This window comes from Methanocaldococcus vulcanius M7 (assembly GCF_000024625.1).
Lineage (GTDB): Archaea > AGJL01 > Methanococci > Methanococcales > Methanocaldococcaceae > Methanocaldococcus > Methanocaldococcus vulcanius.
Map to the genome: position 1 here is coordinate 1,387,661 of NC_013407.1, position 13,931 is coordinate 1,401,591.

General features: G+C 32.0%; 13 protein-coding genes. 7 read left to right on the top strand and 6 right to left on the bottom strand.

Translation table 11 applies throughout. From position 1 onward, the window contains the following. Nucleotides 1-113: 113 nt before the first annotated feature. The gene (locus METVU_RS06785) at nucleotides 114-1,643 is read left to right on the top strand and encodes a replication factor C large subunit (protein ID WP_015733457.1); all 1,530 of its coding nucleotides are present in this window, start codon (nucleotides 114-116) and stop codon (nucleotides 1,641-1,643) included. Here the strand turns inward: METVU_RS06785 and METVU_RS06790 are convergent. The 4 genes from METVU_RS06790 to METVU_RS06805 form a co-directional block, all read right to left on the bottom strand. Further along, nucleotides 1,623-2,597, bottom strand: a complete 975-nt coding sequence (locus METVU_RS06790; protein ID WP_048196909.1) for a TIGR01212 family radical SAM protein — start codon at nucleotides 2,595-2,597, stop codon at nucleotides 1,623-1,625. The two genes, METVU_RS06785 and METVU_RS06790, sit on opposite strands and share 21 nt — an antisense overlap. A 248-nt stretch (nucleotides 2,598-2,845) precedes the next feature. Then, nucleotides 2,846-4,402 carry a serine--tRNA ligase gene (gene serS / locus METVU_RS06795; RefSeq protein ID WP_211204369.1) on the bottom strand — a complete coding sequence of 519 codons (1,557 nt, stop codon included), beginning with the start codon at nucleotides 4,400-4,402 and terminating at the stop codon, nucleotides 2,846-2,848. Between the two features lie 70 nt (nucleotides 4,403-4,472). Beyond that, on the bottom strand, nucleotides 4,473-5,336 hold the full coding sequence (locus tag METVU_RS06800) for a ribose-phosphate diphosphokinase (protein ID WP_211204350.1): 864 nt from the start codon (nucleotides 5,334-5,336) through the stop codon (nucleotides 4,473-4,475). A 127-nt stretch (nucleotides 5,337-5,463) separates the two neighbouring features. Then, nucleotides 5,464-6,570 (bottom strand): GTPase, encoded by a 1,107-nt coding sequence (locus METVU_RS06805; RefSeq protein ID WP_015733461.1) that lies wholly within the window; start codon nucleotides 6,568-6,570, stop codon nucleotides 5,464-5,466. Between the two features lie 222 nt (nucleotides 6,571-6,792). Here METVU_RS06805 and METVU_RS06810 point away from each other — a divergent pair, with 222 nt between their 5' ends. From METVU_RS06810 to METVU_RS06835, 6 genes are all read left to right on the top strand, one after another. Then, nucleotides 6,793-7,494 carry a TIGR00703 family protein gene (locus METVU_RS06810; protein ID WP_015733462.1) on the top strand — a complete coding sequence of 234 codons (702 nt, stop codon included), beginning with the start codon at nucleotides 6,793-6,795 and terminating at the stop codon, nucleotides 7,492-7,494. 69 nt (nucleotides 7,495-7,563) lie between these two features. Continuing rightward, nucleotides 7,564-7,812, top strand: coding sequence for a hypothetical protein (locus tag METVU_RS06815; protein WP_015733463.1), 249 nt, complete (start codon nucleotides 7,564-7,566; stop codon nucleotides 7,810-7,812). A gap of 388 nt (nucleotides 7,813-8,200) precedes the next feature. Further along, complete coding sequence (locus METVU_RS06820; RefSeq protein WP_015733464.1) at nucleotides 8,201-8,800, top strand: hypothetical protein; 600 nt, start codon at nucleotides 8,201-8,203, stop codon at nucleotides 8,798-8,800. Between the two features lie 517 nt (nucleotides 8,801-9,317). Beyond that, nucleotides 9,318-9,794: a V4R domain-containing protein gene (locus tag METVU_RS06825; RefSeq protein WP_015733465.1), complete on the top strand. Its 477-nt coding sequence runs from the start codon at nucleotides 9,318-9,320 to the stop codon at nucleotides 9,792-9,794. Nucleotides 9,795-9,894: 100 nt separating this feature from the next. After that, on the top strand, nucleotides 9,895-10,353 hold the full coding sequence (locus METVU_RS06830) for an FKBP-type peptidyl-prolyl cis-trans isomerase (RefSeq protein WP_015733466.1): 459 nt from the start codon (nucleotides 9,895-9,897) through the stop codon (nucleotides 10,351-10,353). 264 nt (nucleotides 10,354-10,617) lie between these two features. Then, entirely contained in the window at nucleotides 10,618-12,393 is a 1,776-nt protein-coding gene (locus METVU_RS06835; RefSeq protein WP_015733467.1) for an acetolactate synthase large subunit, read from the top strand. Nucleotides 12,394-12,415: 22 nt separating this feature from the next. Here the strand turns inward: METVU_RS06835 and trxR are convergent, their stop codons facing one another. Then, on the bottom strand, nucleotides 12,416-13,324 hold the full coding sequence (gene trxR / locus METVU_RS06840) for a F420-dependent thioredoxin reductase (protein WP_015733468.1): 909 nt from the start codon (nucleotides 13,322-13,324) through the stop codon (nucleotides 12,416-12,418). 141 nt (nucleotides 13,325-13,465) lie between these two features. Next, nucleotides 13,466-13,858, bottom strand: coding sequence for a CBS domain-containing protein (locus tag METVU_RS06845; RefSeq protein ID WP_015733469.1), 393 nt, complete (start codon nucleotides 13,856-13,858; stop codon nucleotides 13,466-13,468). Between the last annotated feature and the right edge of the window lie 73 nt (nucleotides 13,859-13,931).

Here is a 13,931-nt window from a genome sequence, read left to right on the forward strand (position 1 = left end):
TTATTTAATTTAATAATTATTGTTTTATTTGCAATACAAATAACAAATCAAACGTAGTTGAGTTAATAAAATTATTATTTGGATTAAAATAATCTATAAAAAAGGGATAATCTATGTTAAGCTGGGTAGAGAAATATAGACCAAGATCATTGAAGGACGTTGCTGGGCATGAAAAGGTTAAAGAGAAATTAAAAACATGGATTGAGAGCTATTTAAAAGGGGAAAATCCAAAGCCAATTCTGCTTGTAGGTCCCCCAGGATGTGGAAAGACAACATTGGCTTATGCATTAGCTAACGATTACGGATTTGAGGTTATTGAACTCAATGCAAGTGATAAGAGAAACTCCTCTGCAATAAAAAAGGTTGTAGGGCATGCAGCTACGTCATCATCAATATTTGGAAAAAAATTTTTAATTGTATTGGATGAGGTTGATGGAATCTCTGGAAAGGAAGATGCTGGTGGGGTTTCTGAATTAATAAAGATTATAAAGAAGGCAAAGAATCCAATAATTTTAACAGCAAACGATGCCTATGCAACATCAATAAGAAGTTTATTACCTTATGTTGAGATAATTCAATTAAATCCGGTGCATACAAATTCTATTTATAAGGTTTTAAAAAAGATAGCACAAAAAGAGGGACTTGATGTGGATGATAAAACGTTAAAGATGATCGCTCAACACTCAGCCGGCGATCTAAGAAGTGCGATAAACGACTTGGAAGCGTTAGCTTTATCTGGAGATTTAAGTTATGAGACAGTTCAAAAATTGCCAGATCGAAAGAGAGAGGCAAATATCTTTGATGCTTTGAGGGTTATTTTAAAAACCACGCATTATGGAATAGCTACAACTGCCTTAATGAATGTGGATGAAACGCCAGATGTTATAATTGAATGGATAGCTGAAAACGTTCCAAAAGAGTATGAAAAGGCAGAGGAAGTAGCAAGGGCTTTTGAATATTTATCAAAGGCAGATCGATATTTAGGTAGAGTGATGAAGAGGCAAAATTATGGCTTTTGGAAGTATGCTACAACGTTAATGACTGCTGGTGTTGCTCTCTCAAAGGATGAGAAGTATAGAAAATGGACACCTTACAGTTATCCAAAGATATTTAGATTATTAACAAAAACAAAGGCAGAGAGGGAGATATTAAATAAGATATTAAAGAAAATTGGAGAAAAGACACACACTTCTTCAAAGAGGGCAAGGTTTGATTTGCAGATACTTGAAATTTTAGCAAAAGAAAATCCTTATATTGCTGCTGATTTAGTGGATTACTTTGAGATAAAAGAGGATGAGCTAAAAGCCCTGTTTGGAGAGAGATTATCCTCAAAACTATTAAAGATATTAAAGGAAAAGAAAAAGAAAAAAAGTGAAAAAAATAAAAGAGAAGATAAAAAGGATAAGAAAAATGAGGATAAAAAAGAGGTTAAGAAAGAAATTATAAAAAAGAAAAAAGAAGATAAGAAAGTTGAAGAAGTAAAAGGATATGAGATTAGCGATACTGAGGTAAAAAAAGATATAAAAAATCTTGAAACTCAAAAGCAAGTAAAAAAAGAGAAGGAAATAAAAGAAAAAAAGAAAGAAGATAAAAAGAAAGAGAACAAAGGAAAACAACTAACATTAGATGCTTTCTTTAAATGAGCTCAAATATCTACTTCCTTGACGAGATCCTCTTCGTTTTAACTCTTCATAAACTTTATTCATAATTCTTAACCGTCCTAAATACCATTCAGGAGATATTTTTATCTCTTCTGGAACTTTATCTTTTGATAGCCGTTGAATTAAAACATGTGGGGATAAGTGCTCTAAAAAATCGCAAACCAAACTTATATATTGTTTTTCATCAAAAGTTCTGTATTCTCCTCTCCAATACATCTCTTCCAATTTAGTTCCCTTTATAACAACGAGAGGATAAATCTTTACAGCATCTATTTTTAAAGAGGATAAAATCTTAGCTGTCTCCATCATATCGTCCCAAGTTTCATTTGGAAGACCTAAAATGATATGGCCACAAACCTTTATCCCTTTTTCGTGGCAGTTTTGTATTGCAGTTATTGTATCTGAAACATTATGGCCTCTATTTAATATTTTTAAAGTTTTTTGATGCATGGTTTGAACTCCAAGATCGATCCAAATGTCGTATCCTTTTTTAACATATTCCCCTAAAATATCCAATTTTTCTTCTTCCAGACAATCGGGACGAGTTCCTATTGAAAGTCCAATAACTTCTTTGTAAGATAGTGAAAAGTCCCATATCTCTTTTAATTTCTCTATTGGAGCGTAAGTATTAGTTCCTGGGTAAAAATAAACGTAAAATTTCTTAATCCCTTTATTTTTTTGTATTTCTATCTGTTTTTCTATCTGATCTTTTAAAGAGAGTTGAACATCACAATATCTTACTGAAATTGGTCTCCCCATATCTGGACAGAATATACAGCCCCCTGTTGTTTTATTTGGACATCCGAATCCTGCATCAACGGGAATTTTAAATACCCTTTCTTTGTATTTTTTCTTTACATAAACTCCATATTGGGCTATTAAATATCCCTCTTTATAGATCTCATCTATTATCTTAATATCCTCATCACTAAGCATGATAATCACTATAATGGTGTTGTAGATATTACTAATTCTGTTATCCATATTTATTTTTTCGCATTAACAAAAAATTAAAAATCAAAAAAAGAAACATAAAAATAAATAAAGAAATAAATAAACTGGCATGAAGTTAACTGTTTATAATTAAGATTAAGAATCATTCAAGATGAAATATTGGGAATAAAAAATAAGAAAATAATAAAAACAAAAAATTAAGTAAAAATATTAAGTAATATTAAGTAATTTTAATCCTTCTTAGGCCAAGTTATCAATTGAGGAACTTCTGGAAGTTTTTTAATCTTATCCTTTATTATTGGATGCCAGTCATCAAAATCAAACCCATATTGGGCTAAATAACCAACAACCCATCTGGTTATTCCATATCCAGTGCATCCAGTCCAGACCTTCCTATTTTTATAATCCTTAATTCTAAAACCCTCAACGAAGTGTGTTCCGTGAACATTTGCTGATGTAACAGCAACCCCTTTTCTCTCATCCTTTATATGAGGCAACCATAACCTCATCTCATACTTCGGCACATCTGGGAATTCGATTCCTCTATCTTCCTTCTTTCTACCCTCTAAGTAGAAGGGATCATCCCCAACCTCAACCCAATACTCTAAATCAAGCTTCTCAGCTAATTTTTCAGCATATTTCAGTGTTTTGTCTCTTGTTTCTTCAACAAACTCCGGACTTCCAATCCAAACACACTCAACTCTCAAAAACTCATTAACTCTGTCTAAACCTCTTGCTCCTCCTCCTTCCCATCTGTATGTCCATCCACTTTTATCAAAGAACATTATTGGTTTATCAACATCTATAACCTCTCCTTCAAAAAACTGATAGAATGGCTCACACTGAGCTGGAGCTAACACATAACCAGGATCTCTTAATAGATTTTTTAATTTTTCAATTGGGATCTCTTTTTTAATCATCATTTCATTTACAAACTCTTTAAAAAGCTCTGGCTCCCTCTTTGGTGGGCATACATAATACATTCCTTCTGGCAATCCTTCCAAATATCTCATCTTATACATAACCTCTAATGGAATGAGTTTTGGAAACAAACACTCCTGAAATCCAATCTTTTTAACAATCTCTTCAACTATCAACTCCTCTAAAGCTCTAAACAATGCAGTTATTGGTGGGGTATAGAACCACTGTCCTCTTCCAGGGAATTTTTTAATCCAGCCGAGTTTTTCAGCCACGTCTGTTGGATCTTTATCAAACGTTATCTCTCTCTTTGCCTTATATTCACTTACTACTGTTCCTGGTGGAATTTTACAAACTTTGAATGTTAAATCCTCTTCTTCTTTCTCCAACTCTGTTTTTACAAATTTTATTGCTCTATCGATAATATTTCTCTTCAATTCACTCTCTCCAATGTTTCTAAACGTTAGAATGATTTTATTTCCTTCAATCTTTGCCTCACACTCTGGAACTTTAATACCCTCCAATTTTTTAGCTTTATCTCCATCTGTTTCGATTGTTATGATGTAGTTGTCTATTTCAACCCCTCTAACCCCTATCCTAAAATTTCTTCCCAATTTTTCTGCCAGTGGTTTTCTTAATCTATTTAAACCTTCGTGAGCCCTCGTATATGTCCCAGAAACAATTCTTAGTTTTAAAGTGTTTCCTTCAAACTCGTAGCTTTTTATTTTTGATGCTTCATCTTCTTTACCCTTTGGAACTCCCTTTAAAAATATCTGATCTGAGTTTTTTAAGACCTCTTTAACTGCTTTTATTGCTTCTTCATTCAAATCTTTGCTAAATATTATCTTTCCCTCTAAATCAAAGTTAATTTTCATTATCGATCACCATAATAGCTAATTTTTCTGTAAAAATATTAAAAAATCCTTATGGGAAAAATAATTAAAGGGATAACAATTTGGCTATAATCTCAGCCACACTTACCTTACTAACTTCTGATAAGTATGTGTCAGTTCCAACAACCTCTTCTACCCCTGAACAGTAGAGTTTATTCAGTGCATCTCCTATTAATAGAGGATGGACGCATGATGCAATTATTTTTTTGGCTCCTTGCTCTTTCAAGAGTTTTATAGCAGTTGCCATAGTTCCTCCAGTTGAGATTATATCATCGACAATAACTACATCTCTCTCTTTAACATCCAAGTTTTTCGGAGCGATCTGTATTTCTGTTGGAGATAATCGGGTTTTTTCTAAGTAATCATATTCAGCATTCAAAATTTCAGATGCGGTTTTTGCAAACTCCAAAGCTCCTTTATCTGGGGCTAAAACAATCGGATCTCTAACTTTATCTTTAACGTATTCCGCTAACTTTGGAACTGCATCCCCGTATTTAAACGGAATAGTAAAGAACTTCTCAATATGTGTTTCGTGAGGGTTTATCGTAATTAATTCATCCACTATGTTGGAATAAATCTTGGCAAGGGCTCTTATACTTATTGCCTCTCCTGGATTGAATTTTTTGTCCTGTCTTGCATACGCTAAGTAGGGAACAACTAATTTTATTTTCTCTACACCTTCATCTCTAAGGGCATCACATAATAATATTGTTTCAATTATTGCATCATTCTGATTTTTTTGAGTGTTTATTATAACCGCTTCTTGATACTCTTTAATTTCATCAACTATTCTAACATATATTTCGTTATCTGGGAATCTTTTAAATTCTACTCTTGCCAACTTCGTGTTTAATAATTTTGATACTTTAAATGCCAAGTTCTGTGATTGGCTTCCAGACACTACTATCATTTTATCACCGCTATAATGTTTTATCATCAGTTTTTATAACTTATCGTGTTTTATAAAATTTTTCTATCAACTAATAATAAACATTTATTTTATTAATTTTTTATTTCTATTTTCATTTTATTTTTTTCTATTTTTTAATTTTTCTTCCAATGGCTATGTATATGTTATTTGCCCCTATTTTATCCCCAAATTTCGAGAATATATCTATATTTTCTTCTTTACATATTTCTTCTACCTTTTTTCTACACGCATCTTTTGTTTTTTCTCCGAAAGATATTATTAAAATATTGTCATCCATCTCTTCCATTCCCAATATCGGCTTTTTTATTTTTTTTCTAAGGTCTTCAATATCTTTTAAATGTGTTATAACCATTTTAGCATCTTCGATAAATGGAAAGTTCTTTAAGTGTTTTGTTATCATAGATATATCTTTACTTCTTTTTTGCCCATATTTTTTTAGATCAACTTTGTAGTAGTTGAGTTTTCCTTCTTGATACTCTTTTATAATTGTTCTTGCAGTTCTAATAAGATCTACATCTCCTCCTTTTTTTAAATAATTTCTCGAGATTCCTATATCTTTTAAAAAGTTTTCATCAATAGTTTTACAAGGTATTCCAAAATATTCCTCTAAAATTGAACTATCAAACTTATGTATCCTATCTAAAACCTTTAAAGCAGGAGGTATGGGATTTTCCACTTTCTCCAACCTTAACGCCCCACTTATAACTAAATCATCCTCATCTTTCATCTCTATAACTCCAGGAGTATCCATTAACTTTATATTTTTGGTTAGATTGATCCACTGTTCTCCTTTTGTTAATCCAGCGATATTTCCAGTTATTGCCTTTCTTTTTCCTGTTAATGCATTGATTATTGATGATTTACCAACGTTTGGGTAGCCAACAATTCCGATCTTTCCTTCTTTTTTCCCCATTTCCCTTAATGCATCTTTTATTTTGTCTCTTAAAATTTTTGTTCCTAATCTTCTCTTAGCAGATATAAACACAGTATTTTCCCCAAAAACATTTTTCCATTTATTTAAAATTTCTTTTGGAACCAAATCTGCCTTGTTTAATACATAAATTATTTTTTTCCCTTGGGATTTTATTTTCTTCTCTAACTCCTTGTTTCTTGTCATCTCTGGATCTCTTGCATCTAAAACTAATAATATGACATCACATTCATCGATAATCTTATTGACTATTTTTTTAACTGGAACTTTTTTAAATTTCATAAAGATCACCGTTAAAATGTTATATATCTTAATTAGATTTGTGATTATTAGTTATTTATTATTTATTTTATCATTTTTATCCGTTCTTTATCTTCTCCCCTTAAATTTATAGATATATTCTATCAAATCTATCGATTATAGAAAATTTTTTATAGAACTTCAAACACACAAAAATGTGAAAAAAGAGAATAGTAAAAATTATCAAAAATATGGGTGATAGTAATGGTTGTAGATGCAAAAGAAGTTGAAATGATTAATACTTTGGTATTTGAAACGTTAGGAAATCCAGAAAAAGAAAGAGAATTTAAATTAAAGTCCTTGAAAAGATGGGGATTTGATCTTATATTTGGTAAGATAAATGGAGAAGAGACATATTTTACTGTTGAAGTAGACGAAAAAAAGGCAGGAGATAAATTTTCAAAAGATGGAAACGATTATGAAGTTATAGAAGTCCTGCAAGAGCTGCCAAAGAACACTGAACTCTATGCACATATAGAGATGGAAATGGGAAAAGCATATATTGTCTGCCAACTAAGGGATGAAGATGGAAAAAACACAGAAGTTTTAAGAGTTCCTGCAGCTACCTTATTGTTAGCTTTCCTTAAAAAGAACAAATTAGCAAATACAATAAAAGCCATAAAAAACGTTGGGATTAGTTTAGAACTCTCCATGCAAAACGGTGTCGGAGGAAAGCCATTATCTTATGAAGAACTTCCAAACGTTGCGAGAAGGTTTATAAGAAGTGCAAGGAAAGTTGAAAAAGAGACGGGTTTTGGAAGATTAGCGTTTGCATATTATGGAGAAACGAAAGATGGAGAGCCAAGATACTTATTTAGATGGTTATTACCAACTATCGCATTGTTCGAATTAGATATTGCTAAAAAAATAGATCAAACATTAGGAATCCTAAAAATTGCTGAATAAATAAGTTCTAAATAAATAGTAATAATAAACATGAAAAAATAAAAAACAAGTAGAGACAAGGTGAGAATAATGATATACGGTGTCTTATTAAACATTCCAGAAAAGCATGCTACAAAGTATGAGGATTTAATTAGGAGAATAATCGGAGAAGGGATAGCAAGAGGAGATATATTATCATTCACAGAGGCAAGATACAAAGGAGATGTTGCTTTTGTTATGCTTGCAAGATCCAGAAGGGCTGCTGAGAAGGTCTATGAACAGTTAAAAGAGCATCCAATATACGTTAAGGTTATTGAAATTGAAGGAAAAGGGGATTAAACCCCCTTTGTATTATATAAACTTCAACTTCACAAATTTTAATTTTTATTAGCAATATTGATATTACGCAATTAACATTATTTATCCAAAAATATCTTTAATTTTTAATATAATGTTGAGAAATTTAAATTTTTTGTCTAATTTAGCTACTCAGATTTACCCCATGCCCAAGTTGTTTGGAATATTTAGATAAATAGATGTTATAGTAAAATATAAACACATAACAGGACAATAAACCAATTAACAAATCAATATTAACAAATCAATTATAAATTAAAAACAGCAATAATAAATTTTAAGAATAATATAAAATGAAAAATAATAATACAAATAATATCAATATCCAATTAGATTATTAAACCCTATTAAAAATCTTTGAGGCGAAAATATGGAGCTATTTGACTTTGATAACATATATAACGAAGCAATAGGAAATATAAAATATTTTATTAAAAAAGCAACAAAATATGATGAAATTAAAAAGCATGAGGATATATTAAAAAATGATCTTCTAACTGCGATTGATATTTTTGTTAACAGGTTTAAGAATAACCCCCTGCTGTGTAGAAATGGAAACAATCATAGCACATGTGATACAAAAGTATGCAGGGAGATAGAAAATCGCATGAAAAACTGGATTAACGAATTATTTAATTGTTTAAGCAATGAGGAAGAATTGGATAATTTTTTTAAATTAATAGCAAAAGATGCAATGAAATTCGTTGAATTAGATTTTGAGCCATTATATATACTTTGTGGATTGGAAGAAATTAGAGAAACAGCAGAAGAGAAGTTAAAAGAGGAACTACCAACTGAAGAGTATTTAAAAGTTATGGAAGAGTTTGATGATTTAGTTGAGAGAATATCTTTGGTTGCTACTGCTGTTTATATGGAATTTGAAGATCGCGTTTTTGAAAGAATGGGGATAAATAAAAACTTAAAACATAATATCATCAAACTGGGATTAAAAAAAATGAATGTTAAATAAATTTTTTTAATAATTTTTATTTTTTTTCGATTTTTTAGGTTTTTTATTTAGCAAAAAATACAACTAATTCAAAGTTGTAAATAACTAAACCAACAGATTTTTGATTATTACCTCACTATCTTGCTAAAATATAACTTTTAATAATAAATCTCTATTTTTTGGTATTTTTTATTACAAAGTTTTATATATTTTGCTTTTTATAGATGTTAATGGTAGTGCCATAACTTATATTAGATGTTATAATTGGATACGTTAGTTGCTGACCTCCTCTCCGCCCTAAAGGGTGGAGGTTCCCACTGGGAACACCCTCTCATCCTCGTCGCCGAGGGGTCATTGGGCGGGGTCAGGCCGCCCTCGATAAATAATAAGCCAATTTGAATATATTAACCCTATCTCCGCCCGCCTCCTCTATCTTCGAGCGTAGCGAGGAGAGTAATGAAAACCGTTAGGTTTTCATCTGAATTCCTCTCCACTCTAAAGAGCGGAACTTCCTTAGCGACAACAAATGGTGAGATCTATGGAAAAAATATTTTCTGATATATTAAATACAGTAAAGGATGAAAAAATAATAAAAGAGAGTAAAAAAATCCCAATGCCTTATTTTGGATTGTTTGCATTGGTAATATTCGATAAAGTCAAAGAACTTGGATCAGAGACATCCCTATATGAAATAGGGGAAGAATTTGGAAAAATGCTAAATCCAAAAAGTATAGAAGAAATAAAAAAATTATTTGAATTGATGAATTTTGGAGAATTGGAAATCGAGAATCTCGATTCAAAAAGGATTAGAATATATTTAAAAAACCCACCTTACTGCTGGATTTCAAAAAATGAACCAATTCATGACTTTATAGGGGGAGTATTGGCTGGATGTTTAGAAAAGGTATTTAAAAAGAAGTTTATTGTAAATGAATTAGAGTGTGTTTGTCAAGGAAAGAGTAGATGCGTTTTTGAAGGAATTGCAGTTGAAAACTTGCCACAAAAAGAAAATTAAAACTAAATTCTCGAATTCATAATAGGCAACATTGTCGATTATCAAAAACTATTTATAGGGTATTTACGAAAGTATGTGGAAAGGATAGGAGTTGATTAACTTGATTAAAAAAGGCGACTATGTTAAAGTTGACTACATATTAGAAGTTGATGGTAAAGTTATAGATACATCAATAGAAGACGTTGCAAAAGAGAACAATATATACTACCCAGAGAGAGAATATGAACCACTAACTTTTGTTGTAGGTAATGGGGACTTAATAGAAGGATTCGAAGAAGCAGTTTTAGGAATGAACGTTGGAGAGGAAAAAGAAGTTGTAATTCCTCCAGAGAAAGGATACGGGTTTAGGGATGAAAGATTAATCCAAGAAATCCCAAAAGAAATGTTTGCTGACGCTGATTTTGAGCCACAAGAGGGAATGCAAATTCTTGCAAGTGGAATTCCTGCAAAAATAATAAAAGTTACTGACGATACAGTTACATTGGACTTTAACCACGAATTAGCAGGAAAAGAGTTGAAATTTAAGATAAAAGTATTAGATGTTCAGCCATCTGAATAAATGCGATGGAAATTAAAACATCTAACTTATTATAATCAAAAATCTATTTAAAACTAAAAATTCACCAAGACCTCTTTATTATTTAACCTATTTTTATTATTTTAATTAACTTTCATTTTATTTTCTAATTATTTTAAAAATTTAATGAATAATAGGTTGTTTTTATGTGAATCCTTTGCGATCTTTAAAAAGCGTCATCTCATAAAAATTTATATATGATTTTGATTTTATCATTACTTTACCTTAACATTTTTTGGTGATTGGATGAAAGGAGCTGAAGCAATTATAAAGGCATTAGAAGCAGAAGGAGTCAAGATTATATTCGGTTATCCCGGGGGGGCAATGCTTCCCTTCTACGATGCATTATACGACAGCGATCTCATTCACATACTAACAAGGCATGAGCAGGCAGCAGCACATGCAGCAGATGGATTTGCAAGAGCGAGCGGAGAAGCAGGAGTTTGCGTCTCTACATCTGGCCCAGGAGCTACAAACTTAGTTACTGGAATAGCAACCGCTTATGCTGACTCTTCCCCAGTTATTGCCTTGACAGGGCAAGTTCCCACCAAATTAATTGGAAATGATGCATTTCAAGAAATCGATGCTCTCGGTTTATTTATGCCAATAACAAAACACAACTTTCAAATAAAAAGACCTGAAGAAATTCCAGAAACATTTAGATCTGCATTCGAAATTGCAACAACCGGTAGACCCGGCCCTGTTCACATAGACATACCAAAAGACGTTCAGGAGGGAGAGATCGATATTGAAAAATATCCAATCCCTGCAAAAGTAGATCTTCCTGGCTATAAACCCAAAACAGTAGGGCATCCTTTGCAAATAAAAAAAGCTTCAAAATTAATTGCCGAGGCAGAGAGGCCAGTTATTTTGGCAGGAGGAGGAGTGATAATTAGCGGAGCTTCAGAGGAGCTGTTAAGATTGGCTGAATTTGTAAAAGTACCTGTGTGCACCACCCTTATGGGTAAAGGAAGTTTTCCAGAAGATCATCCCCTCTCTCTTGGAATGGTAGGAATGCATGGAACAAAAGTGGCAAACTATGCCATTACAGAGTGTGATGTTTTAATAGCAATCGGTTGTAGATTTTCAGATAGAGTTACGGGAGATATAAGGCATTTTGCTCCAGAAGCAAAAATAATTCATATAGACATAGATCCTGCAGAGATTGGTAAGAACGTTAGAGCCGATGTTCCAATTGTTGGAGATGCGAAAAATGTTTTAAGGGACTTATTATCTGCCTTAATTTCAAGAGAGATAAAAAGTAAAGAACCATGGTTAGAGAGAATTTATCAATTAAAAAAGATTTCAATCCCAACAATGGATTTCGATGAAAAGCCGATAAAACCGCAGAGATTTGTTAAGGATCTAATGGAGGTTTTAAACGAGATCGATCCGAGATTAAAAAACACTATTATAACCACAGATGTTGGACAAAATCAGATGTGGATGGCACATTTCTTTAAAACAAAGATGCCAAGAAGTTTCTTAGCTTCTGGTGGTTTGGGAACCATGGGCTTTGGTTTTCCTGCAGCAATTGGAGCGAAGGTTGCTAAACCTTATGCTAACGTTATATCCATTACAGGAGATGGGGGCTTTCTAATGAATTCTCAGGAGTTAGCAACAATTAGCGAATATGATATTCCTGTTGTTATCTGCATCTTTGATAACAGAACTTTGGGAATGGTTTATCAATGGCAGAATCTATATTATGGGCAGAGGCAGAGTGAAGTGCATTTAGGGGAGAGTCCTGATTTTGTTAAACTGGCTGAAAGTTATGGTGTTAGAGCAGATAGAATCATAAATCCAGATGAGATTAAAGAGAAATTAAAAGATGCGATATTAAGCGGAGAGCCGTATCTTTTAGACATAATCATAGACCCTGCTGAGGCATTGCCAATGGTTCCCCCTGGTGGAAAGTTAACAAACATAGTTCAGCCGATTAGGGTTGAACCAAAAGTTAAAAAATCAGTGTTTGAAGAAATTAAAAAAACAAGAGAAACTGCTTCAATTAAAGAGTTTTAAAAATTAAAATTTAAATACCCTTTTAAATACCTTTTTGTATTTCCTTTATTATATTGGCCATAGCCACACATCCATCTCCCACGGCTTTTGCTACTTGCATCACACCTCCTCTAACATCTCCAACTGCATATATTCCGTCAATGTTTGTTTTACAATTTTTGTCAGTTTTAATAAACCCTCTTTTATCCAGTTCTATTCCACTATTTTCCAAAAATTCAGTGTTTGGAACATGCCCCAAGCTGATAAATATACCATCTGCTTTTATAACTTTCTCTTCTCCGTTAATTGCTATTTTTATTCCTTCTGCCCGATCTTTTCCAACGATTTCTAACGGTTTTGCGTTATAAATTATTTCAATGTTATCTGCTTCTTTTAGTTTATCAAGCATTATCGGCTCTGCAACTTTTAGTTCCTGTTTGTCAGTTATTAATATGATCTTTTTGGCAATATCTTTTAAATTTATTGCACTCATCACCGCTGGAGTGTCTCTTCCAATAACAATAACATCCTTATTTAAATAAAAGAACGCATCACACATTGTGCAATAACTAACTCCCCTACCTGCAAACTCATCCTCATTGAGATTGAGTTTTTTGGGTTTTGTTCCAGTAGCAATAACGATCGTCTTTGTTAAATATGTGGAATTTTTTGTTATAATCTTGAATGGTTTTTTATCTGTTTCTACCTTTACAACTTCATCATATACTATTGGAAGTTTAAATTTTTCAGCATGATTTTTAAATTTTTCAGCAAGTTCATAGCCCCTTATCTCTTCAAATCCAGGATAATTTTCCACTATGCCTGCCTCAGCAATTCTTCCTCCTGCATTTTCTTTTTCAATACATAATGCGTTAATTTTTCCTCTCATTGCGTATATTCCAGCAGTTAATCCTCCCGGCCCTGCTCCTATAATAATCGTATCATATATCATCAATATCACCCAATTTTAGTAAATTCATAAAAAATACAGAATAAATCAATAATATCTTTATAAATAATTTTAAATAATATTTTTAATAATACGGTAGCAATTAATAATATAAACATTTATTCATGTATTCCTATCTAATAATTACTCAACTTTTTCAAGTATATCTGAAAATAGCTTTATCACATCCTTAGAACTTAAAACTCCAACTATTTTTTCCTCACATGGAGATCTTACATATAAATGATGTATTCCTCTTTCAGCCATAATTTCAACAGCTTTTTCTAATGGTGCCTCTGGACTAACAGTTATTGGGTTGGTGGTCATTATCTCCTCAGCCGTTTTTTCCAAGTTATGATAGTGTTTCATCACGTCAGTATCAGTTATTATGCCCCAAAACGTCTCTCCATCAGAAACCACAACAGATGAAATATCATATTTTGCCATAGTTTTAATAATCTCACTTAATTTAGCATCTAAATTAACCTCTACAACTCCCTTTTTCATTACATCCCTAACAAGGTATTTTGATAACATACTATCCCCCAAATAGTTTTTTTGTTATTCGCATTTTTTTACCCAACTTTATTGTGTGTTAATTATCTTATTT